General features: G+C 63.7%; 15 protein-coding genes and 1 pseudogene. 12 read left to right on the top strand and 4 right to left on the bottom strand.

What is annotated here, in order from left to right; genetic code table 11:
* Positions 1-142: 142 nt before the first annotated feature.
* On the top strand, positions 143-2,503 hold the full coding sequence (gene metE / locus JOE41_RS01750; RefSeq protein WP_209750546.1) for a 5-methyltetrahydropteroyltriglutamate--homocysteine S-methyltransferase: 2,361 nt from the start codon (positions 143-145) through the stop codon (positions 2,501-2,503).
* A 124-nt stretch (positions 2,504-2,627) separates the two neighbouring features.
* Here the strand turns inward: metE and JOE41_RS01745 are convergent, their stop codons facing one another.
* Positions 2,628-3,134: a DUF2004 domain-containing protein gene (locus JOE41_RS01745; RefSeq protein WP_209750544.1), complete on the bottom strand. Its 507-nt coding sequence runs from the start codon at positions 3,132-3,134 to the stop codon at positions 2,628-2,630.
* A gap of 111 nt (positions 3,135-3,245) precedes the next feature.
* Here JOE41_RS01745 and JOE41_RS01740 point away from each other — a divergent pair, with 111 nt between their 5' ends.
* Positions 3,246-4,673: an aldehyde dehydrogenase family protein gene (locus JOE41_RS01740; RefSeq protein WP_209750542.1), complete on the top strand. Its 1,428-nt coding sequence runs from the start codon at positions 3,246-3,248 to the stop codon at positions 4,671-4,673.
* On the opposite strand, the gene JOE41_RS01735 is transcribed toward JOE41_RS01740, so the two are convergent.
* Positions 4,670-5,584 carry a LysR family transcriptional regulator gene (locus JOE41_RS01735; protein ID WP_011692206.1) on the bottom strand — a complete coding sequence of 305 codons (915 nt, stop codon included), beginning with the start codon at positions 5,582-5,584 and terminating at the stop codon, positions 4,670-4,672. The genes JOE41_RS01740 and JOE41_RS01735 overlap by 4 nt on opposite strands.
* A 210-nt stretch (positions 5,585-5,794) precedes the next feature.
* Here JOE41_RS01735 and JOE41_RS01730 point away from each other — a divergent pair, with 210 nt between their 5' ends.
* The 10 genes from JOE41_RS01730 to JOE41_RS01685 all read left to right on the top strand — a co-directional run bounded on the left by JOE41_RS01730 (position 5,795) and on the right by JOE41_RS01685 (position 17,784).
* A complete protein-coding gene (locus tag JOE41_RS01730) occupies positions 5,795-7,159 on the top strand; it encodes an FAD-dependent oxidoreductase (RefSeq protein WP_209750540.1) in 1,365 nt (454 codons plus the stop codon).
* The gene (locus JOE41_RS01725) at positions 7,159-7,887 is read left to right on the top strand and encodes a DUF1365 domain-containing protein (RefSeq protein WP_011692204.1); all 729 of its coding nucleotides are present in this window, start codon (positions 7,159-7,161) and stop codon (positions 7,885-7,887) included. The genes JOE41_RS01730 and JOE41_RS01725 overlap by 1 nt, the downstream gene beginning before the upstream one ends.
* Entirely contained in the window at positions 7,884-9,275 is a 1,392-nt protein-coding gene (locus JOE41_RS01720; protein ID WP_209750538.1) for a class I SAM-dependent methyltransferase, read from the top strand. Before JOE41_RS01725 ends, JOE41_RS01720 begins: the two co-directional genes overlap by 4 nt.
* On the top strand, positions 9,272-10,510 hold the full coding sequence (locus JOE41_RS01715; protein WP_209750536.1) for a cyclopropane-fatty-acyl-phospholipid synthase family protein: 1,239 nt from the start codon (positions 9,272-9,274) through the stop codon (positions 10,508-10,510). Before JOE41_RS01720 ends, JOE41_RS01715 begins: the two co-directional genes overlap by 4 nt.
* Before the next feature lie 446 nt (positions 10,511-10,956).
* Complete coding sequence (nrdH, locus tag JOE41_RS01710) at positions 10,957-11,202, top strand: glutaredoxin-like protein NrdH (protein ID WP_011692201.1); 246 nt, start codon at positions 10,957-10,959, stop codon at positions 11,200-11,202.
* A 51-nt stretch (positions 11,203-11,253) separates the two neighbouring features.
* Positions 11,254-11,742, top strand: coding sequence for a class Ib ribonucleoside-diphosphate reductase assembly flavoprotein NrdI (gene nrdI / locus JOE41_RS01705; RefSeq protein WP_011692200.1), 489 nt, complete (start codon positions 11,254-11,256; stop codon positions 11,740-11,742).
* Between the two features lie 2 nt (positions 11,743-11,744).
* The gene (gene nrdE, locus JOE41_RS01700) at positions 11,745-13,928 is read left to right on the top strand and encodes a class 1b ribonucleoside-diphosphate reductase subunit alpha (RefSeq protein ID WP_374068619.1); all 2,184 of its coding nucleotides are present in this window, start codon (positions 11,745-11,747) and stop codon (positions 13,926-13,928) included.
* Between the two features lie 48 nt (positions 13,929-13,976).
* Positions 13,977-14,768 carry an NUMOD3 domain-containing DNA-binding protein gene (locus JOE41_RS01695; protein ID WP_209750534.1) on the top strand — a complete coding sequence of 264 codons (792 nt, stop codon included), beginning with the start codon at positions 13,977-13,979 and terminating at the stop codon, positions 14,766-14,768.
* Complete coding sequence (nrdF, locus tag JOE41_RS01690; protein ID WP_209750532.1) at positions 14,765-15,739, top strand: class 1b ribonucleoside-diphosphate reductase subunit beta; 975 nt, start codon at positions 14,765-14,767, stop codon at positions 15,737-15,739. Before JOE41_RS01695 ends, nrdF begins: the two co-directional genes overlap by 4 nt.
* 296 nt (positions 15,740-16,035) lie before the next feature.
* Complete coding sequence (locus JOE41_RS01685) at positions 16,036-17,784, top strand: hypothetical protein (RefSeq protein WP_209750530.1); 1,749 nt, start codon at positions 16,036-16,038, stop codon at positions 17,782-17,784.
* A 461-nt stretch (positions 17,785-18,245) separates the two neighbouring features.
* Here the strand turns inward: JOE41_RS01685 and JOE41_RS01680 are convergent, their stop codons facing one another.
* On the bottom strand, positions 18,246-18,740 hold the full coding sequence (locus JOE41_RS01680) for a winged helix-turn-helix domain-containing protein (RefSeq protein WP_209750529.1): 495 nt from the start codon (positions 18,738-18,740) through the stop codon (positions 18,246-18,248).
* Positions 18,741-18,861: 121 nt separating this feature from the next.
* Positions 18,862-22,007, bottom strand: a pseudogene (locus JOE41_RS01675) (type I restriction endonuclease subunit R).
* Between the last annotated feature and the right edge of the window lie 61 nt (positions 22,008-22,068).

Below are 22,068 nucleotides of genomic sequence, written 5' to 3'. Positions count from 1 at the left end.
CCACGCGCCCGACCCGGCACCCGGCACCGCCCGCCGGGAGCACTGCCTGTCGGCACTGCCTGTCGGCACCCCCCCGCCGGTCAGCACTGGCGCTTTCCGCATCCAACACCACTGATTTTCACCAACACCCAAGGAATTCCACATGACTGAGCAGAACACCCCGGCCGTGACCACTCCCTTCCCGTCGGCTTCGATCCTGGGCTACCCGCGCATCGGCCGCCGCCGCGAACTGAAGAAGGCCGTCGAAGCCTACTGGGCCGGCAAGATCGACGCCTCCGCCCTCGATGCCGCCGCGAAGGAAATCCAGCTGGGCACCGCCAAGCGCCTGCAGGGACTCGGCCTGACCGAAGCCGCCGCTGTTCCGGGCACCTTCTCCTTCTACGACCAGGTGCTCGACGCCGCCGCCCACCTTGGAGCCGTACCGGCCCGTTTCGGGAACCTCCTCAACGCCGAGGGACAGCTGGACATCGATGGGTACTTCACCCTGGCCCGCGGCAACAAGGAAGAGCAGCCGCTTGAAATGACCAAGTGGTTCGACACCAACTACCACTACCTGGTGCCGGAAATCGGTCCGGAGACCAACTTCGCGCTGACCTCCGACCGCATCGTCGAGGAATTCGAGTACGCCCTTGCCAACGGGGTGGAGACCCGCCCGTACATCGTTGGTCCGGTCACCTTCCTGCTGCTGAGCAAGGCTTCCGACGACGCCCCGGCCGGCTTCAGCCCGCTGTCCCGCCTTGAGGACATCCTGCCGGTTTACACCGCGCTGCTGGAGAAGCTCGCCGCTGCCGGCGCCGGCTGGGTCCAGCTGGACGAGCCCGCCCTGGTGGTTGACCAGGACACGTCCGCGGAGGAGATCCAGGCCGCGGTTGCCCGCTCCTACGAGGTCCTGTCCGCTGCAGCCCGCCGCCCGCAGCTTTTCGTTTCCACCCCGTACGGCGCACTGAACGGCCAGCTCGGCACCCTCGCCGCCACCAACATCGACGCGCTGCACATCGACGTCTTCAAGGGCGCTGTTCCGTCCGCTGCGGCACTCGCTGCACTGGGCAACAAAACCCTGGTTGCCGGCGTCGTGGACGGCCACAACATCTGGCGCAACGACCTGGCCGCCTCTGCCGAGAAGATCGCCGAACTGAAGAAGTCCGTGGCCAAGCTGGCCATCAGCACCTCCACCTCCACCCAGCACGTCCCGCACGACGTCGAGGAAGAGACCCAGCTGTCCGAGCAGCTCCGCAGCTGGCTGGCGTTCGCGGACCAGAAGGCCGTTGAAGTAGCAACCCTCGCCGGCCTGCTGACCGACGCTGCCGGTGCTGAGACAGGCTCAGTGCAGTCGGCCATCGACGAAGCCACGCGCATCATCGCCTCCCGTGCCGCCGCCGAAGGTGTGCAGCGCGCCGACGTCCGGGCCCGCACCGCGGCCCTGACCGCGGCCGACTTCAACCGCTCCGAGTACCCGGTCCGCGAAGCCGCCCAGGAAGAGGCCCTTCACCTGCCGCCGCTGCCCACCACCACCATCGGCTCCTTCCCGCAGACCTCCGAAATCCGTTCGGCCCGTGCGCGCAACAACAAGGGCGACCTCACCAACGAGCAGTACGAGCAGCTCATGAAGGACGAGATCAAGCGCGTCGTGGAGCTGCAGGAAGAGCTCGGCTACGACGTCCTGGTGCACGGCGAGCCCGAGCGCAACGACATGGTCCAGTACTTCGCCGAGAACCTGGAAGGCTTCGACGTCACGGTCCACGGCTGGGTGCAGTCCTATGGCTCACGTTGCACCCGTCCGTCCATCCTGTGGGGCGACGTCACCCGCAGCGCCCCCATCACTGTGAAGTGGGCCGAGTATGCCCAGTCGCTGACCAGCAAGCCGATGAAGGGCATGCTCACCGGTCCGGTCACCATCCTGGCCTGGTCCTTCGTCCGTGACGACCAGCCGCTGGGGGAGACCGCCAACCAGGTGGGCCTGGCGCTCCGCGACGAAATCGCCGACCTCGAAGCAGCCGGCATCAAGGTCATCCAGGTGGACGAGCCCGCCCTGCGGGAACTCCTTCCGCTGCGCAAGGCAGACCAGGCCGCATACCTGGACTGGTCCGTGAACTCGTTCCGCCTTGCCACTGCCGGTGCTGCTGATTCCACGCAGATCCACACCCACCTGTGCTACTCCGAGTTCGGCGCCATCATCGACGCCATCGACGGACTGGACGCTGACGTCACCTCGATCGAGGCCGCACGTTCACGCATGGAGGTTGTCCACGACCTCGAGTCCCACGGTTTCGGCCGCGGCGTCGGCCCGGGCGTCTACGACATCCACTCGCCGCGCGTCCCGGGTGAGCAGGAAGTCACCGAGCTGCTCAGCACCGCCGTGAAGCACGTCCCGTCCCGCCAGCTCTGGGTCAACCCGGACTGCGGCCTGAAGACCCGCGGCTACGCAGAGACCGAAGAGTCCCTGCGTAACCTTGTTGCGGCCACCAAGACGGTCCGCGCCAGCCTCCTGGCGACGGCCAAGTAGGCAAAAGCAGCCACGCACGACGGCGGCCGGTCACCTGAGGTGACCGGCCGCCGTCGTAATGTCCTGCTATCCGATGGTTGAGTCCGTCGAAACCTGGATCCCGACGGGCTGGATCACCGGCCCCTCAGGACTCCCAGAGGATTTCGTCGTCCACGACGCCGTCTTCGTCGGCGGACGCTACCAGGACTTCGTCGGTGAAGTGCTCGCCCAGGGTGAAATCCAGGACGAAGTAGCGTTCAGGCTGGCCGGGATAGATGCCCACGTGGCCGAGTTTCAGCGCCTTCAGGAACACTGCATTGGTCAGCTGGCTCTTGTCCTCCACACCGAACACCTTCCTGAGGTGCTCGTCCTTGATGGCGTTGCAGTGGAAGTGCCGGTATTCCTGGGGACTGGTGCCCTCCTGCTCCAGCTCCTCGGCGATCATGTCCCGGACCTGGTCCACGAGCTCGGGCAGGTACCGCAGCCGGTAGTCGACCTTGTGCATGGCCGCCTCGTCGAAGTGGTCGTGGGCATTGATGTTCAGGTCCAGCTCTACCGGCTGGCCGCCCAGTTCATGCTTCGCTGCGATGTTGTGGTCCCGGCCATGGTTGAGCTCGATCTCACCAAAGTGCCGGCTCGCTACCTTGTTCATATCTTCAACATAGCCCTCTCGGGCAGTCCATTCCAGCATCGGTGATTTTTATCTGGCGCTTTATCCCCGGCTGCAGCCCGTCCTGCGTCCCGCCACGGGTACATTGATCGGATGCACACTCCCGCCGCCGCCGTCGCCCGATCCCGCGAGCTTTTCGACAGCGGGGTGAGCCGCCCCCTGGACTGGCGGCTGGAGCAACTGGGCAATCTGCGCAGGATGCTGACGGAACGCCGTGAGGATTTTGCCGGCGCACTGCTCAGCGACCTGGGCAAGCACCGGAGTGAATCACAGATGACCGAAATCGGTTTCGTGGCCGCGGAAACGGCCCATCTGGAACGGCATCTCGCGGGCTGGCTTCGGCGCCGCCGGGTGGACGTTCCGCTTGCCATGCAGCCGGCCCGGGCCTGGACCGAGCTGACTCCGCTCGGTGTGGTGCTGGTGATCGGCACCTGGAACTACCCGGTCCAGCTGACGCTGGCGCCGATGGCCGGCGCCTTGGCGGCCGGCAACACCGTGGTCGTCAAGCCGAGCGAGCACGCCCCCGCCACCTCAGCCGCCCTGGTCCGCTGGTTGCCTGAGTACCTGGGCGGTGCCGCCGAGGTGGTGCCCGGAGGCATCCCGGCAACCAAGGCACTGCTGGCTGAGCGCTTCGACCACATCTTCTTCACCGGCGGCCAGGACGCGGCCCGGGTGGTCATGCGGGCGGCAGCCGAACACCTGACGCCGGTGACCCTGGAACTGGGTGGAAGGTGCCCGGCCTTCGTGGACGGGACCGCAGACCTCGCGACCACCGCCGGACGCCTTGCCTGGGGCCGGTTCATGAACGCGGGGCAAACGTGCGTTGCACCGGACTATGTGCTGGCCACCCCCGAGGTTCTGGACGCGCTGGAACCGCTGCTTGTGGACGCCATCACCGCCATGTTCGGAAAGGACCCGGCGTCCAGCGCTTCCTATGGCCGGATCGTGGATGACCGGCACTTTGAAAGGATCGCCGAACTGGCGGACGGCAGCACCGTGGTGCACGGAGGGCAGCGGGACCCCGGCAGCAGGTATTTTGCACCGACGCTGTTGCGCCCCGCCCCCGGCGATGCAGTCCTGGGCGAGGAAATCTTCGGTCCGCTGCTGCCGCTGGTGCCGGTATCCGGGCGGGACGAAGCCATCCGCATGATCAATTCCGGCTCCAAGCCGCTGGCCGTGTATGTCTTCAGCGAAGAGGACGCCGTGCGCAGCGCCTTCGCGGCGGAAACGTCGTCGGGCGCGCTGGCCTACGGAGCACCGGCGGCACACCTCACGGTTCCGGGCCTCCCGTTCGGCGGGGTGGGCGGCAGCGGCATGGGGGCATACCACGGTGAACATTCCGTGCGGACGTTCTCGCACGAACGGGCAGGCATGGACAAGCCGCTGTGGCCGGACACCCTCGGGCTGGCCTATCCGCCGTACGGGACGGCGAAAGACAGGGTGGTCACCGCCCTGCTGTCATTGGCCGGGCGGGTGCCGGGCCGCCCGAAAGCCGGCCGTCCCGGGGACCGCAAGGCCTAGCGGGCTGTTCCCATGCCGTGCAGGGTGTCGGCCAGGAGTTCGACGAAGAGCTGCACCCGCGCCGTCCGCTTGTCGTTGATCAGCAGGGCGAAGACATTCCGGGCCAGCCGGATCTCCGGAACGTCCAGGACCACCACACCGGCAGGCCGGTGCCGCAGGGCAAGCTCAGGGACCAGCGCGGCTCCCAGTCCAGCGGCGGCCATTTCGAGGCTGGCATGGAAGTCGTCGCTATAGGCCACCACGCGGGGGTGCAGGTTGCAGCTGGCGAACAGCCGTTCAATGACCGTCGCGTCGCTGGTGCCCGGGTGATGGACGATCCACGGCATGTCGGACAGATGGTCCGCCGCCACCTTGGCTTCGGCGCGGAAACCCCAGGCTGCCGGCAGTACCACACGGAATTCGTCGTCGCCGATCCATTGCCGGTTCACGGTGTGGGGCCACGCCAGGCCGGACTGGCCCACCTGGTAGACCAGGGCCACATCGAGTTCGCCGCCAGTGCGCAGCCCCTGTATGGTCTGGGACGGCTCAGCCACGGACACCCTGAGGTCGATGCCCAGGTCCTTCCACTTCGGGTTCTGCAGGATCCGCGGCAGGACGTATGTTGCCAGGCTGGGAAAGATTCCCAGCCTGAGCTCCTGATGGGTGGCGTCGTGCGTCCGGGAGGCGGCCGCCATGAGGGCCTCAATGTCGGTCAGGACCTTGGCGGCGTGCCGGGTCATCACCAGGGCGGCTTCGGTGGGCTGGATGCTCCTGGCCGAACGCTGGAAGAGATCCACGCCGGTGTCCCGTTCCAGGGCAGACATCTGCTGGGAAACAGCGGAAGCGGTGTAGCCCAGCCGGTTGGCGGCTGCCGCGAATGAGCCAAGGCGGGTGACCTCGACGAGGGTCCGCAGATGAACGGGGTTGATCAATGGGTTGCCCTTCGCCTCGGAAATCCCGCTTCATTGTGGCACATCGCCCCGTAGCCCCGGAATGTCGCGTCAGGCTGGCCGGGTCCATGGGGCAGAATCGCGTCAAGGTGCCCGGCGGGAATTCGTAGTCATCCGGGAGCCCATCGGTGACGAATTGTCCATAAGACGATTCATCACAACGATTCAGGCGAAGCCAACAGGAGCAGATCAGTGTCCCAAGCAGCAAGCATTCCGGACGGCCGGCGGGTGGCCGTCATTGGCAGCGGCGTGGCAGGACTGACCGCGGCCTATGTCCTGAACCAGCGGGACAACGTGACGCTATTCGAGGCGGACTCCCGGCTGGGCGGGCATGCCCACACCCACGACGTGGGGCAGGAGGGCGGCCCGGACCTCGGCGTGGACACGGGTTTCATCGTCCACAACGAACGTACCTACCCCACACTCCTGCGGCTCTTCGCGGAACTCGGCGTGGAGACCCAGGACTCCGAAATGAGCATGTCGGTACGCTGCGACGGCTGCGGCCTCGAATATGCCGGCGCCCGCGCCAAGGGGCGCGGCATCATTCCCCGGCCGTCCACCCTGCTGCGCGGTCGGTACCTGCTGATGCTGCTGGAGGTGACGCGCTTCCACCGCCGTGCCCGTGCCTTGCTTGCCGGGGCGTCCCGCGGTGCGTCCGGCACCGGGGAGCCGGAACTGACGCTGGGGGATTTCCTGGCCCGGGAGAAGTTCAGCAGCTATTTCATCTCGCACTTTATGACCCCCGTGGTGAGTGCCGTCTGGTCCTGCGACCCCGCCACGGCGTTGGCGTACCCGGCCCGCTACCTGTTCACTTTCCTCGCCCACCACGGGTTGCTCGGAGTGTCAGGCTCACCCCAGTGGCGGACGGTCAAGGGAGGTTCCCGCACCTACGTGGACAAGCTGGCCGCGGCGCTGACGGACATCCGGCTGTCCAGCCCGGTCGCCTCGGTGCGGCGCCACGGCGACGGCGTCGAGCTGACTACCGCGCAGGGCACGGAAAACTTCGACGCCGTCGTGATTGCCACCCACCCGGCCCAGGCGCTGGGCATGCTCGCCGATGCCTCATCAGCCGAGCGCGAGGCGCTCGCCGGCATGCCCTACTCGGTGAACCAGACACTGTTCCACCGCGACGAAGCCGTCCTGCCGCGCAGCGCAAACGCACAGGCGTCCTGGAACTACCGGCTGCCGTCCTGCGACGCACGTCCTGACAAAGTGCTGGTCAGCTACGACATGACGCGCCTGCAGCGACTCGAACCTGCCGACGGCGGACGCTACATCGTGAGCCTCGGTGAGTCCGAACTCATCGCCGACGGGACGGTGCTGGACCGGATGGTCTACGAGCACCCGCAGTACACGCCCGATTCGCTCCGGGCACAGCAACAGATCCTGACCCTGGGGGACGAACGCCTGGCCTTCGCCGGCGCCTACCACGGCTGGGGCTTCCACGAGGACGGGGCCCTCTCCGGCGTCAAAGCGGCTGCCCGGCTTGGCCGGAACTGGGAGGAGCAGCCGGTGTCCGATCCCGGCCTGGAGAGCATCGCCGCGGAGGTCGCCTGATGCAACGGGCGGCCATCTACCGTACGTCCATAGCCCATGTGCGGCGAACACCCCTGCACAATGCGTTTACCTACCGCAGCTACAGCTGGTATGTCGACGTCGACAGGCTTCCGTCTCTTCCGTGGCCGCTCCGGCCGCTGGCCGGCTTCCGCGTTGCGGATCATCTTGGCGACCCGGCCGGGTCGCTCCGGGGCAATGTCGAACGGTTCCTGCGGACCCGGGGAATCGAACTCGACGGCGGCCGGATCACCATGCTGGCCAGCGCCCGTGTGTTCGGCCACGTGTTCAACCCGCTCAGCCTCTTCTGGTGCCACGACGCCTCCGGCGGCCTGCGTTGCGTGGTTGCGGAGGTCCACAACACCTATGGTGAACGGCACTGCTACCTGCTTGAAACGGACCATTCCGGCAGGGCCAGCGTTCCCAAAGCGTTCTACGTTTCCCCGTTCAACGACGTCGAAGGCCAGTACCGGATGAAACTTCCGGAACCGGGGGAGCGGCTCGCAGTATCCATCGTGCTGGAGCGCGAAGGCCAGAAGCCCTTCGTGGCAACGGTTGACGGCGAACGCCGCGAGGCATCGGTGCCGAACATCCTCTCCGCCGCGCTCGCGGTTCCGCTGGCGCCGCTCCGGGTGTCCGCGCAGATCCGCTGGCAGGGCATCAAACTTTGGGCACGTCGGCTGCCCATCATCAAACGACCACAACACCCTTCACAGGAGGCAGTACAGTGACCATCACCGAAGCTACCGGATCCGCAGCGGGGCGCGGACAGGGCGAAGGCCACGCAGGCCGGGTTCCCTACTCGTTTCCACGGCCGCCCGTCACTATCGACGCCGCCATCTGGCCCAGCATCGCCACCACGCCGGACAGCCTCAAGGCACGGGTGGCCGGGCGGATTGCGGACGCCATCTTCAGAGCCGCCGTCCGAACTCTTCCGCTGGAAGTCCGGTACCCGGACGGCACCGTCCTCGGTAAAGCGGCGTACGATCCGGCACCCGGCAATCCGTACCCGGTCATGACCCTGAACCGGCCGGATGCCTTCGCCGCCCGGCTGGGCGACGGCGGGCTGATCGGACTCGGCGAGTCCTACATGGCCGGCGACTGGGACGCCGACGATCTCACCGCTGTCATGGAAGTCTTCGCAGCCCGCGTCGGAACCCTCGTGCCCGAGCCCTTGCAGAAACTGCGCGCTCTCTACCTGCCGCGCCAGCCGCGCAGGGAACGGAACACCGAACAGAACACCCGCTCCAACATCTCCCGGCACTATGACCTCTCCAACGAACTGTTTTCCTCGTTCCTGGACAGCACCATGACCTACTCCAGTGCACTGTTCCCGGAGCGGGGCGATGCCCTGCGGACAGTCGCCTGGGACGGTTTCGCCGCCGCGCAGCAGGCGAAGATCGACCGGCTGCTGGATAAGGCCGGCGTCGGCGAGGGAACGCGCGTACTGGAAATCGGCACGGGCTGGGGCGAACTCGCGCTGCGTGCAGCTGCCCGCGGCGCCACGGTGTATTCGGTCACGCTCTCCAGCGAACAGCAGGAACTCGCCCGCCAGCGCGTGGCCGAGGCCGGCTACGCCGACGCCGTCACGATTGAGCTCAAGGACTACCGGGCGGTGGAAGGCGAGTACGACGCCGTCGTCTCGGTAGAAATGATCGAGGCCGTCGGCTACGAATACTGGGCCACCTACTTCCAGACGATCGAGCGCGTCCTCGCCCCCGGCGGGAAGGTGGCCATCCAGGCCATCACCATCGCGCACGACCGGCTGATCGCCACCCGGACGAGCTACACCTGGGTGCACAAGTACATCTTCCCCGGCGGCGTCATTCCCTCCGTCCGGGCCATCGAGGAAATCACCGAGAAGCAAACCGGGCTCCGGGTCCGCGAACGCCTCGCCATGGGCGAGCACTACGCGCAGACGCTGCGCCTCTGGGAGGAACGTTTCATGTCCCGCGCCGACGAGGTAGCGGCCATGGGGTTCGACGCGATCTTCCAGCGGATGTGGCTGTTCTACCTCTGCTATTCCAGGGCAGGCTTTGAGACCGGTTACCTGGACGTCCAGCAGATTGTCCTGGACCACGCAGCATCCAAGCGTGCGGCCGGCGGAGCCGCAATATGACGGCGCCGCTCGCGGACACCATCGCCGAGGTCCTGCGCCCGGTGGTCGGCGGTGAACTGCCCGTCCGGCTCAAGGTGTGGGACGGCAGCGAAGCAGGCCCGGCCGACGCTCCGGTGGTGCGGCTGAAGGCGCCCGGTGCCATCCGCCGGCTGCTGTGGGCGCCGGGGGAGCTCGGGGCCGCCCAGGCGTACGTCACCGGTGAACTGGACGTCGACGGCGACCTGAACTTGGCCCTGGAGCACCTGTGGAAGGTAGTCCGGGAACGCGGACTCTCCGGGATCCGGCCCACACCGGCCGTCCTCGCAGGCGTGGGCAGGATCGCACGGGCGGCAGGCGCCGTCGGGACTCCGCGGCAACCGCCGGCCAGCCAGGCCCGGGTGAAGGGAAGGCTCCACAGCATCCTCCGTGACCGGGCGGCCATCAGTCACCACTACGACCTCAGCAACGAGTTCTACGGCCTCATCCTGGATCCCCAGATGGCCTACTCCAGCGCGTACTGGACAGACTCCTCCGAGAACTACGGGCTGGAGGACGCCCAGCGGGACAAGCTGGACCTCGTCTGCCGGAAGATCGGGCTCAAGGCCGGCATGCGCCTGCTCGACGTCGGCTGCGGCTGGGGGTCGCTGAGCCTGCACGCAGCACAGCACTACGGTGCCCACGTCGTGGGTGTCACCCTGTCCACCGAACAGAAGGCCTTCATCGACGCTCGGATCCGCGAACGCGGCCTGGAAGACCGTGTGGACATCCGGGTCCAGGACTACCGCGAGATCCCGGACGGGCCGTTCGACGCCGTCGCCTCCTTGGAGATGGGCGAACACGTGGGGCAGCGCAACTACCCGGTGTATGCGGCGGCACTGTTCAATAACGTCGTTCCCGGCGGGAGGGTGCTGATCCAGCAGATGTCCCGGCGGGGAAAGCACCCAGGGGGAGGGCCGTTCATCGAATCCTTCATCGCACCGGACATGCATATGCGCCCGGTCGGCGAGACCCTGGGCTTCCTGGAGGACGCCGGCCTTGAGGTCCAGGCCGTGGAGGCGATGCGTACGGACTACGTGCGCACCCTTGAGGCCTGGTACGCCAATTTCGAGGCGAACCAGGAGGCTGCCGTCGACATGATGGGGGAGGAGATAGTGCGCGTCTGGCGGCTCTATCTCGTCGGTGCCCTGCGCAGCTTCGCTGAAGGCAGGATGGGCGTGGAACAGATTCTCTGCAGCCGGCCGGCTCCGCACGGCTGAGCCCGCCACCGTCTGGCAAGTCGGCTCTCGCCGCTACGCCGTTCCGTTCGTCACATCGGGGGTCCTGAAAAATGTTTCAGGACCCCCTTTGTGTGCCCTCCGACACGCCTTCGGCACAGTGGCGACACGCCGTCTACCACGCGACACGCGGGGGGATTAATTGTGGCTAACTCCTCCACAGGGTGTGGATTTCGTCCGTGAAAACAGCTGAAACACGGACATTTTTCAACCCCTGCCCTGTGGATTAACGGTGCATTAAATGACATACTTGTAATACATCATCTTGGGGTCCATATCGGGGCCGTGCACTACATGTAGTATCGACATACAGATTGAGCGGGACGCAGGACCGGCATCGAGCAGGGGTTTCAGATCCGGGCAGTGTCTACCGCAGCGATGATCCAGAGACTTCAAAAGCAGTGACTTCAACAAAGGGGACAGGAACCATGACCGTTACGGTTTACACGAAGCCGGCCTGTGTTCAGTGCAACGCAACATACCGCGCGCTGGACAAGAAGGGCATCACCTACCAGAGCGTCGACATCTCCCAGGACGCGGATGCCCTCGAGCGCCTGAAGGCCCTCGGCTACATGCAGGCCCCCGTCGTGGTCACGGACCAGGATCACTGGTCAGGCTTCCGCCCGGACAAGATCGAGGAGTTGGCGCTGAGCGCAGCCGCCTCAGTGGCCTAGGCTCAGCCCGCCGCTTCCGGCAAAGAACTTTAGGTAGATGAGGTGACTCCCATGGCAGCGCCGGCACTTGCCGATGCGCCGCTCGCAGCAGATGCTGTGAATACGACGCCCATGAACCGGACATCCAGTCACCTCATCTACTTTTCCTCGGCTTCCGAGAACACCCGGCGCTTCGTTGAGAAGCTCGGCCGGGATGCAGCCCGGATCCCCCTGCATCAGCGTGAAGCTGAACTCGTAGCCTCCGAGCCTTTCGTCCTGGTGGTTCCCACCTACGGAGGAACCGGCGGCGAGGGCTCAGTGCCGAAACAGGTGATCCGGTTCCTCAACAACCCGCAGAACAGGGCCCTGATCCGCGGGGTGATCGGCGCAGGAAACACGAATTTCGGGGACAACTACTGCATGGCGGGCGACATCATCGCCTTCAAATGCCAGATACCGCACCTCTACCGCTTCGAACTCATGGGGACGCCTGAAGACGTCCGCCTGGTAAACCAAGGATTGGACAAGTTTTGGACACTACTGTCGCAGACACAGAAGTAACCATGCCTGAGGGTCAAGGTCCCCGCGCGGGGGCCGCCGTCGAAAAGACCGCAGAGAAGTCCGCGCTGCCCGCCGCCTACAAGGGGCTGGGCTACCACGAACTGAACGCCATGCTGAACCTGTACGGGCCGAACGGGGAGATCCAGTTCGAGGCGGACCGCGAGGCCGCGCACCAGTACTTCCTGCAGCACGTGAACAACAACACCGTGTTCTTCCACGACCTGGAAGAGAAGCTCGACTACCTGGTGAAGAACCAGTACTACGAGCGGGAGACCCTCGACCAGTACACGATGAACTTCATCCGCGAGCTCTTCAACCGTGCGTACAAGAAGAAGTTCCGTTTCGAGACCTTCCTGGGCGCCTTCAAGTTCTACACGTCCTACACACTGAAAACGTTTGACGGCAAGCGCTTCCTGGAGCGCTACGAGGACCGCGTCTGCATGGTTGCCCTGCACCTGGCCCGCGGCGACGAGCAGCTTGCCCTGCAGATGGTGGACGAAATCATCGAAGGCCGCTTCCAGCCGGCCACCCCCACGTTCCTGAACGCCGGCAAGAAGCAGCGCGGCGAGCTGGTCTCCTGCTTCCTGCTCCGCATCGAAGACAACATGGAGTCGATCGGCCGTTCCATCAACTCTGCCCTGCAACTGTCCAAGCGCGGCGGCGGCGTGGCGTTCGCGCTGACCAACATCCGCGAAGTCGGCGCCCCGATCAAGCAGATCGAAAACCAGTCCTCGGGCGTCATCCCCGTGATGAAGCTCCTCGAGGACAGCTTCTCCTACGCCAACCAGCTCGGTGCCCGCCAGGGCGCCGGCGCGGTCTACCTGCACGCCCACCACCCGGACATCTACCGGTTCCTGGACACCAAGCGGGAAAACGCGGACGAGAAGATCCGCATCAAGACCCTCTCACTCGGCGTCGTGATACCGGACATCACCTTCGAGCTGGCCAAGCGCGACGAGGACATGTACCTGTTCTCCCCGTACGACGTCGAACGCGTCTACGGCATGCCGTTCTCCGACGTCTCGGTCACCGAGAAGTACTACGAGATGGTGGATGATTCCCGGATCAAGAAGACCAAGATCAAGGCGCGCGAGTTCTTCCAGACGCTCGCCGAGATCCAGTTCGAATCCGGCTACCCGTACATCATGTTCGAGGACACCGTTAACCGGGAAAACCCGATCGACGGCAAGATCATCATGTCCAACCTGTGCTCCGAGATCCTCCAGGTTTCGCAGCCCACCACGTACCACGATGACCTGTCCTACGACCAGACCGGCAAGGACATCTCCTGCAACCTGGGCTCGCTGAACATCGCGAAGACCATGGATTCGCCGGACTTCGGCCTGACCATCGAGACGGCCATCCGCTCGCTCTCGGCCGTTTCGGACATGTCCAACATCACCTCGGTGCCGTCCATCGCCCGCGGCAACGACCAGAGCCACGCCATCGGCCTGGGCCAGATGAACCTGCACGGCTACCTGGCACGGGAGCGGGTCCACTACGGTTCCGAAGAGGGCCTGGACTTCACCAACATCTACTTCTACTCGGTGGTGTACCACGCGGTCCGCGCCTCCAATAAACTGGCCATCCAGACCGGCCAGACCTTCGGCGGCTTCGAGAAGTCCAAGTACGCCTCGGGCGAGTTCTTCGACAAGTACACGGACCAGGAGTGGGTGCCGCAGACCGAGAAGGTCGCGGAGCTGTTCAAGAACATCCACATCCCTACCCAGGATGACTGGCGCGAGCTGAAGGCTTCCGTCATGGAGCACGGCATCTACAACCAGAACCTGCAGGCCGTTCCGCCGACGGGCTCGATCAGCTACATCAACAACTCCACCTCCTCGATCCACCCGGTGGCGTCCAAGATCGAAATCCGCAAGGAAGGCAAGCTGGGCCGCGTGTACTACCCGGCGCCGTACCTGACGAACGACAACCTGGAGTACTACCAGGACGCGTACGAGATCGGCTACGAGAAGGTCATCGACACCTATGCCGCTGCCACGCAGCACGTGGACCAGGGCCTGTCCCTGACGCTGTTCTTCAAGGACACGGCCACCACGCGCGACATCAACAAGGCCCAGATCTACGCCTGGAAGAAGGGCATCAAGACCATCTACTACATCCGTCTCCGCCAGCTCGCGCTGGAAGGGACTGAGGTGGAGGGTTGCGTCAGCTGTGCGCTATGACAACCCACATCGGTTGATTTCAGTTATTTCAGGCTGAGGGATGAGATGATGGAAACGGCGACGGCGACGGGCGGCTTGGTATACGGCATCCGGCTTCGGCGGGAGGTCGAGTACCGCTATGTCGGTATCACCACCAAGACGGCCAGTCGTCGTTTCCATCAGCATCTCCGAGTCGCCGCAGAGGGACGCAAGACGCCCTTCTACGACTGGCTCCGGAAGCACGACCCGGCGGACGTCATCGCAGATGAGTTGGACTGGATTGAAGGCCTGCCCGAGCTGGGTCAGGCGGAGATCGAGTGGATCAGCTACTTGCGACGCGAAGGGGACCGGCTCTTGAACCTCTCAGCCGGAGGTCTTGGTCCAACTGGTGTGGTTTGGACGGAAGAGATGCGGGAAGCCGCCCGAATCCGTTCCACCGGCCGCAAGATCGTTCGCCAGTCCGGGCCCGGAGCATCGTTCTACGGGAGGAACCACAGCCTAGAGCAGCGCCAGAAGTGGTCTGCGGATCGTAAAGGGTCCAACTCGGGTCCGGATAACCCCAACTTCGGCAAGTTTGGTCCGGACCATCCGGGCTATGGCCACACAATGAGTGAGGAATCCAAGGCGGCGTTCTCGGAAGCGAGGAAAGGTGCCGGCAACCCGAACTTCGGTAAGAAGGCCAGCGCGGAAACCCGTGCGAAAATGTCAGCAGTACGGAAGGGCCGCCCGATGCCCTCCAGCCAGCGGAACGCCCACACCAGGCACCACACGAACAAAGGCATCGAGAAAGCCGACTGCAAGTATTGCGTCGAGGACTCGGCCAAACCAAGTCTCTCTTCAGAAAGCGAGTCGGAGTCATGACAGAAAAAGTAAAGCTTCTTAGCCACGTCGAGGCGATCAACTGGAACCGCATTCAGGACGAAAAGGACGTTGACGTCTGGAACCGCCTGGTCAACAACTTCTGGCTGCCGGAGAAGATCCCGCTTTCCAACGACGTTCAGTCGTGGGCGACGCTGACCCCGGACGAGCAGCAGCTCACCATGCGCGTGTTCACCGGCCTGACCCTGCTGGACACCATCCAGGGTACCGTCGGCGCCGTCTCGCTGATTCCGGACGCGATCACTCCGCACGAAGAGGCCGTCTACACGAACATCGCGTTCATGGAGTCCGTGCACGCCAAGAGCTACTCCTCGATTTTCTCCACGCTGGCCTCCACCAAGGAGATCGACGAGGCATTCCGCTGGTCCACCGAGAACGAGAACCTTCAGAAGAAGGCCCAGATCGTCATGGACTACTACCAGGGCGACGATCCCCTCAAGCGCAAGGTGGCCTCGACGCTGCTGGAGAGCTTCCTGTTCTACTCGGGCTTCTACCTGCCGATGTACTGGTCCTCCCGGGCCAAGCTGACGAACACGGCCGACCTGATCCGGTTGATCATCCGCGACGAGGCCGTGCACGGCTACTATATCGGCTACAAGTTCCAGAAGGGCCTGGAAGGCCTGTCCGAGGAGCGTAAGCAGGAGATCAAGGACTACACGTTCGAGTTGCTCTTCGAGCTGTACGAGAACGAAGTCCAGTACACGCACGATCTCTACGACTCTGTCGGCCTTGCCGAGGACGTCAAGAAGTTCCTGCACTACAACGCGAACAAGGCGTTGATGAACCTGGGCTACGAGGCCATGTTCCCGGCTTCTGTCACCGATGTGAACCCGGCGATCCTGTCGGCCCTGTCGCCCAACGCGGACGAGAACCACGACTTCTTCTCGGGCTCGGGTTCGTCGTATGTGATTGGCAAGGCTGTTAATACTGAGGATGACGACTGGGACTTCTAGTTCCGCTCTGGTCCTTCGTCTCTGTCGAGAGCCGGCGGCATATGCATCTATCGACGGGCACCCCCTCGCGGGTTTGAGCGCGCAGGGCGGTGCCTGTCTTTAATACCTGCGAGTGGCGTTACTACTTGGCTGCCCCTTGCTCGGATTGGTCCGCACGCCGTGACGAGTCTCGAGACCTGGTCCCGTTTCTACAGAGTGACAACGCCAAGCGATCAAGGCAGATTGCCGGGCCGATCAGGATTAGGGGGCCATGGCTCCGGGCCTAGCGACCATATTCTATAGAGACTGGGGAACGAGTGCAGCAGGCTTCGAGCATCAACTGGCGGACGATCAGCGAGAATGACTTCAACAAGATCGTTGAGTCTCTTATTGTGAGAGATCGAACTAAGAACGGACTCATCGCCCAAGCTGTAGATGGGCGGGGCGGAGACGGCGGGACAGATATCGATGTGCGGGTAGAGCGGACCGGGCAGGTCATAGAGATTTTGCAGCTCAAGTGGTTTCCTGAAGGGTTCTCAAACCACTTCAAGGCGCGGAAGACCCAAATCAAGAAGTCTTTTGAATCAGCCATGAGCGAAGCACCGCCGGTTTGGACCCTCGTAATCCCAGCTAACCTCACGCCGAACGAACGTAAGTCTGTATTTGCCTTGCGTAAAGGGCGGAAGGTAATCATCCGCTTTGTTGATGAAACGAATCTCAACCTTCTGCTGGCCGATCATCCGGAAGTACACGACTGGGCTACCCGGGATGTTGCACGTCAGGCTCTCGAAATTGTGGCACGGGACAGCGCAAGCATGTCGAAGCCTCGCGACCTGGCTCTCGAAGCCACCAGACTCCACGACAAAGCGAACGGAACCAGTGCATATTGGGGCCGGAACTGGGCCGTAACCGACGGAGTCGTGACGGAAGTGCTTTATGCGAAGAGGCCGGACGCCCCTCAGCGCGAACCACTCTCATTCGTTGTCGAGACAGAGTTTGGTCCGGACGATGCCGCACTTGGGCGCGAGTTTACTGATTCTCTGAGTTATGGGGTGATGAATCCAATCGTGCTTCCAAGCCATGTTGTTACCTCGTTCACCAAGGTTGGCCCTGAATGGTTTGCCGAGGAGGTAGGTCCTGGGGAGTTGAGGATTTTTCCCTCCGGAGATTCTAAGAGGAAGCTGCGTGTTCAGGCCACGACTCTTGACTCTGGTGACAGGAGACTCAGCAATATCTCCGGCAATACGTCCCACGTAACGTCCGGAACCACGGGCGTAGCTGTTCAATGCAGTTTCCCCGGCGGAATAGGCCAGCGCTGGCGCTTCCCGTCGAACCGTTCCGAGCCAGGAAGAGTCGACATTAGCTTTAGTCCTGAGGGCTCGAGCGCTCGAGACATCCGAAGGTCTCTGACCTTCATGGAGTCTCTTGAGAGTGCCACAAAGGTGGCTCTTGTGGTCGATGGTGTGAGGCAGGTGCTTAGTCTCCCTGGCCTAAGGCCGACCTATGAACTCGATCCGGCACTGCTCGAGCTGATCGATGATCTTGCCTACATCGAAGATCATCTAGACGTGACTTTTGAGTTTCCAAGTGAAATTCCGAATCGGCTGCAACGTGTCTGGATTCGGACGGTTCGGAGGATGCTGGAAGGCCGTTGCGTGGTTCTGCCCAACTCCAGCGGGTTTGATGCGACTCTGAGCGGCGAGTTGGATGAAGGTCTTGAGACCGTTCTGTCGGAGCAAGGATCTGCCATCGCCTTTAACGAGGAGGACTGGACCCTCAACGTGTTGGGGGAAGAGTTGCTGGTCGGAAGCATGGGGATATATCACCAGCGAATCCGAGTCGACGGGGCAGAGGAGCACTTGAAGTCGTTGCGGGCCGGGCGGGGTGGAGGCCGGAAAATGCATATGCGACCGGTGGATGGTTCGCCGTTCCGCATATATAGCCCGGCACGAATGGGGCCCGATGACGCCGTGGTAGCTGAACCGTGGGGTCTAACAGGAATCCCGGAACATGAAAACTTCGATGCCCTAGCGTCAGCACCTGGATCGGCCACGAGAGTTGACTAGTTGGGCAGGTTTGGGGGCAGATATTTGGGAGCCAGTTCACTTTTGGCGGGAACTCCGAAGCAAGATGCCGGCTCTGGACTCGGGCGGGCGCCTACGGCAGCCGCCCGCCACGGAACACAGGAAATTGGCGTCCGGACAGGGGACCGGGTTTGCCGCGGGTCCGAATCTGCAGGAAATTGCTGTCCGCGAAGCCTTTGGTCGGCGACCATGTACTCGCCCCGCAGATCCATCCATGCCGGTGCGATGGCGTCATATGCAATCTGCCCCGCCCGCTGCAAACTGATCATGAGCTCTCACTATTGTTCAAGGCTTTGAGGCTGACCAGATTCGGTCCATATCGAAACTCGGGCAGTCGCTAATTTTCGCGGGCAGAAAAAAGGGGCTAAAGCAGCGGGCCGGACCTTGCTTCCGTAGCTACCGGCAGGCGAATATGCGTCAGCCTCCGCTGGATGTACGGATGGTCAGTTCCTCGACATACCTAGTTCGGTAAGTTCCCAGACGCCGCGTCTCACGCTCTTCTTGATCAGACCGTCATCGACCATGTCGTTGCGTTCCCAACGAGCCGCGTTCCTCCATTTCACTTCACCCTTGCTTACTAGCTCGTAATCAGCTTCTCGGAAGCGAGACCTCATACGACGCTCAACCTCGAACAGCACTTGGTCAACGGTCTGAAGACCTCCGGCATCACGGAGACTGGCCAGGATGAACTGACGAAACTCTCGCTGTGGTGTCGCATCGTCCGCATCTCGGGTCTCGGCTGGTTTTGCGGTCGGACGCGTGGAACGGCCCTCGGAATTAGTCAACTTCCTGAGACCGGGTTCCGTTTGCTCGCCCCTCTCTTGAGCGGCGGCAATGCCCAAAGCTCGCCGCAGAACGTCGTTTGGTGTGTCCACAAACGGCTGAGCCAGCGACTGTAGACGAGCGAAAACTTCTGCATCAACTGTGATGTCAGGCATTTCTGCTGACCTCCTTTTTCATTGTTTTGATGTCAGCGGCGTGACCGCTGACATCAGCAAGATTGCTTCGGGTTCAGCGACAGATTCAGCGTCATCCGGTGATATGCCCGTCTCTGAGAGTTCAAAGCCGCGCTTCAGCAAAACGCGGTGCCATGGACTCCATCTGCTCCATGACCAGCTTGATGGCCTCGGGCTGTTTATCCGGCGGGTAGCCGAAACGGACCAGGAGACGCTTGATCGAGGACCGCAATTTTGCCCTTACATCATCACGCACAGTCCAGTCGGTGCGGACGTCGCGGCGCATCACTGAGACCAGCTCCCGGGCAATATCGGCCAAGACGCCTTCGCCCTGGACTTCGACGGCCGATTCATTCGAAGCCACGGCGTCGTAGAAGGCCAGTTCGTCCATATTCAGCGGGGGAGTGAATTGCGCACCGCGGTTTCCTTCGGCGGCAACCTCCCGCGCCAGCTCCACCAGCTCCGCGATAACTTCCGCCGACGTCAGCTGCTGGTTGGTGTACTTCTTCATCAGCTCGGTGATCCGCTCCGAGAACGCGCGTTGACGGATGACGTTGTTGCGGGTCGTCTTCGCCGATTCATCCGCGATGAGTTTCCGCAGCGCCTCGATGGCCAGCTGCGGATTCCGGGCCTGCTGCGTCTTGGCGATGAACTCCGGCGTCAGGTCATCGAGCGAGGGCTTGGGCATGCCGGCAGCCTCATAGATGTCCAGGACCTCGCCCGAAGAGGTTGCCGTAGCGATGAGATTGCCCAGCAGCCGCTGGATCTCTTCCGGCACCGGCTCGCCGCTGGCCTGACGGTCTGCGGCGTCGAACTTGGCCATATAAACGCGGGTCTCTTCGTAGACCTGGATCTCCGGCCGCAGTTCCGCCAGAGTCTCTGACCCGGAGCAGAGTGCCCACGCCCGGGAGAGCTGGCTGGAGAACCGCCGGTACTTCGAGGCCAGCGTCTCCTCGACTTCGGCTGGCTGGTTTCCGGCCGTCTCCGGGCTGCGCAGGTAGTTGGCCGCCCCCGTCGCGGCGGACACAAACGCCTTCGGTCCGCCCTTCATCAGGACGGTCTTCCAGTCGTAGCCGGCGAGCAGCCCCCGCAGGGTCTCCACCAATCCACGTGCAGCCACAACGGCTTCGTCGACATTGCGGCCCACCGGCTTGTTCGCCTGGTCGGACTTCGTGTACTCGCCCAGCGCCTTGGCCAGGTTCTCCGCCAGCGGTGCGTACGCCACCAGCAGCCCGTCCTCCTTGCCGCGGAACGTACGGTTCACGCGGGCAAGCGTCTGCATCAGCAGCGCGCCCTTGAGCGGCCGGTCCAGGTACAGGGTGTGCAGCGGCGGGGCGTCGAAGCCGGTGAGCATCATGTCCTTGACGATCACCAGCTCCAGCTCGTCGTCCACGTCCTTGAGCCGTTCCTTCACCGTCGCATTCAGGGAGTCGCGGCGGACGTGATCGGAGACCGGCGGCACATCGGACGCCGTTCCCGAGTAGACCACCTTGATCTTGCCCTTGGCCAGGTCATCGGAATGCCAGTCCGGCCGCAGCTCCACGATCGCCGTGTAGAGCTTCGCGCAGATTTCCCGCGTTCCGCCCACGATCATTGCCTTGCCCGGCGCCTCGATGAACTTGCCCATCCGCGCACTGCGGTTCTCCCAGTGCGCCACCAGGTCGGCGGCCAGCGCCGCGATCCGCTGCGGCGCACCGTAGACGGCGTTCACGACGGCGACGCTCGCCTCATGCGTGCCCGCTCGGTTTCGTCCAGCCCCAGGGTGGCTTCGTCGGCTGCCTGGTCCAGGATCTCCTCCGTGACGTCGGAGGCCAGCCCCACCTTGATCAGCCGCGGCTCGAAGTACACCGGCACCGTTGCGCCGTCCTCCACCGCCCGGGAGAGGTCGTAGATGTCGATGTATTCGCCGAACACGTCCTGGGTGTTGCGGTCGTCGAAGGAAATCGGCGTGCCGGTGAACGCGATCAGTGTCGCGTGCGGGAGGGCGTCACGCAGGTGCCGGGCATAGCCGTCCAGGTCGTCGTAGTGCGAGCGGTGCGCCTCGTCCACCACCACGATGATGTTGCGCCGGTCGGATAGCAGCGGGTGCTCGGCGCCGGCGTCCTTCTCGGACTTGCTGCGGCCGAACTTCTGCAGGGTGGTGAAGTAGATGCCGCCGGTGGTGCGGTTGCTCAGTTCATCCCGGAGCTCGGAGCGTTTCTTGATCTGCTTGGGGGACTCTGCCAGCAGAAGGCTTCGGCTGAACCCCTCGAACAGCTGGCCGTCGAGTTCGTTGCGGTCGGTGATGACGACGACGGTGGGGTTCTTCAGCTTGGGGTGGCGCGCCACGAGGTTGGCGTAGAGCTCCATTTCCATGGACTTCCCCGAGCCCTGCGTGTGCCAGACGACGCCGGCCTTGCCGTTGCTTTCCACGGCCTGGACGGTGCTTCCCACAGCTTTGGTCACGGCGAAATACTGGTGCGGCTTAGCGATCCGCTTGGTCAGCCCGTCCGATCCCTCATCGAACGCGGTGAAGTTGCGGACGAGCTGCAGGAAGCGGTCCTGGTTGTAGAGGCCCTGAAGTGCAGTTTCCAAAGCGGTCACCGCTTCGCCGTCTTCCATGTACCCCGGCGCGACGGGCACGCCGTCGTCGTCGACGTTCCAGGGGGAGAAGTGGTTGAGGGGAGTGAACGGCGTGCCGTACTTGGCCTGGATGCCGTCCGAGGCGAGCGTGAAGATGCAGAAGCGGAACGCCATGGGGAACTCGCGCAGGTAGGTCTGCAGCTGGGCATGCGCGGAGGGGACGTCGGCGGTGGCGCTGCCGGCCTTCTTTAGTTCGATGATGCTCATCGGCATGCCGTTGCAGTAGAGCACGACGTCGAAGCGGCGTTTGTAATCGCCCTGCATCAGGGTGACCTGGTTAACGGCGAGCCAGTCATTCTGGTCCGGGTCCGAGCCGATGAGGTGAATGGTGGGGTTGGCCTCGTTGCCGTCCGAGTCGATGTAGCTGAGCCGGTAGCCGTCCACGAGGTAGTTGTGGAGGCGGTGGTTCTCGGTGATGGCGTCGTTGGACTTGGGTGCGGCGATTTCGGCCACGGCCTGCTGTAGGTACTGGGCCGGAACCGTGGGGTTGAACCGCTGGAGGGCGGCGAGCAGCCGGGGCCGGATCAGCAGCTCGTCCCAGGAATCGCGCTCGCCCCTGCCGGGCGCGACGTCCTGCCCGCTAGCTGGCCGCCACAATAGCGGCTCGGCCAGACGGTCTAGCGCCATGCCTTCCCAGTCGGCTTCGGAAAAGGCTACTGCGGGTGCTGCTGTCACGGTGGTTCCCCCT

The organism is Arthrobacter sp. PvP103, assembly GCF_017833075.1.
Taxonomy (GTDB): domain Bacteria; phylum Actinomycetota; class Actinomycetes; order Actinomycetales; family Micrococcaceae; genus Arthrobacter.
Note: the sequence above shows the minus strand (reverse complement) of the source record. Positions and strands in the feature narration are given on the sequence as shown.

Bases quoted from the DNA above. Each gene is read 5' to 3' on its own strand.
- JOE41_RS01740 (WP_209750542.1), top strand. From the start codon at position 3,246: ATGCACACTCCCGCCGCCGCCGTCGCCCGATCCCGCGAGCTTTTCGAC.
- nrdI (WP_011692200.1), top strand. From the start codon at position 11,254: ATGGCAGCGCCGGCACTTGCCGATGCGCCGCTCGCAGCAGATGCTGTG.
- metE (WP_209750546.1), top strand. From the start codon at position 143: ATGACTGAGCAGAACACCCCGGCCGTGACCACTCCCTTCCCGTCGGCT.
- JOE41_RS01745 (WP_209750544.1), bottom strand. From the start codon at position 3,134: ATGAACAAGGTAGCGAGCCGGCACTTTGGTGAGATCGAGCTCAACCAT.
- JOE41_RS01680 (WP_209750529.1), bottom strand. From the start codon at position 18,740: ATGCCTGACATCACAGTTGATGCAGAAGTTTTCGCTCGTCTACAGTCG.
- JOE41_RS01715 (WP_209750536.1), top strand. From the start codon at position 9,272: ATGACGGCGCCGCTCGCGGACACCATCGCCGAGGTCCTGCGCCCGGTG.
- JOE41_RS01725 (WP_011692204.1), top strand. From the start codon at position 7,159: ATGCAACGGGCGGCCATCTACCGTACGTCCATAGCCCATGTGCGGCGA.
- JOE41_RS01695 (WP_209750534.1), top strand. From the start codon at position 13,977: ATGGAAACGGCGACGGCGACGGGCGGCTTGGTATACGGCATCCGGCTT.
- nrdH (WP_011692201.1), top strand. From the start codon at position 10,957: ATGACCGTTACGGTTTACACGAAGCCGGCCTGTGTTCAGTGCAACGCA.
- nrdE (WP_374068619.1), top strand. From the start codon at position 11,745: ATGCCTGAGGGTCAAGGTCCCCGCGCGGGGGCCGCCGTCGAAAAGACC.
- nrdF (WP_209750532.1), top strand. From the start codon at position 14,765: ATGACAGAAAAAGTAAAGCTTCTTAGCCACGTCGAGGCGATCAACTGG.